The organism is Campylobacter sp. CNRCH_2013_0855, from assembly GCF_025773025.1.
Lineage (GTDB): Bacteria > Campylobacterota > Campylobacteria > Campylobacterales > Campylobacteraceae > Campylobacter_D > Campylobacter_D jejuni_C.
Genome location: NZ_JAKMTE010000068.1, coordinates 1 through 618, shown reverse-complemented (window position 1 = coordinate 618; position 618 = coordinate 1). Strand labels below are relative to the sequence as shown.

Annotated in this window: 1 pseudogene; it reads left to right on the top strand. The window is 31.9% G+C overall.

The features are described 5' to 3' along the window. Positions 1-618 (top strand): annotated as a pseudogene (locus L8X40_RS08470) (hypothetical protein); the annotation flags it as partial.

Here is a 618-nt window from a genome sequence, read left to right as displayed (position 1 = left end):
GCAAAAGGTGGAGGAGGATTATGGAAAACAGGATTTACTACTAGAGCTTATCAAGCATTATTTCTAGCAGCACAACTAGGATATCAACCTTCTTTAGAACACCAACTTAGTACTTATTCTTCTTCTGTAGCCTTAGCAGGTGGAGGCCATACTAATGCTTTAAGAGAGAAAATGCTAAAAGATTTTTCTAAAAATCCTCCTTATGATGAATTTGGTATGCTTCCTTTTTTGGATGAACTTATAGGAGTGGATTGGATTATTGATGTGAATAAATACAGAATAACACATGATGAAACAGGTAGAATTATCAGGGCTTTAGATGATGATGTTTTAAAAGGTAAATTAAAAGATCCAAGAGATATAGATTCTACTCCAGAGAGTAGGTGGGAATTTGATCAAAAAATGTATGCTTATAGAAATGGAATGAAAACTAATTATGATGTAGATATTAGAAATGAAAGAAGTGAAAATTCGGCAAAATTAACCATGAAATCCATGATACTAGAAGCCAAATTAGCAGTTTTAACTCCTCCACAAGGCTATCCTAATGCACCTTATTATTTTTCTCCTGAAAGATTAGAATTTATTTATAAAAAACACAAACTAGATAGATTAAAA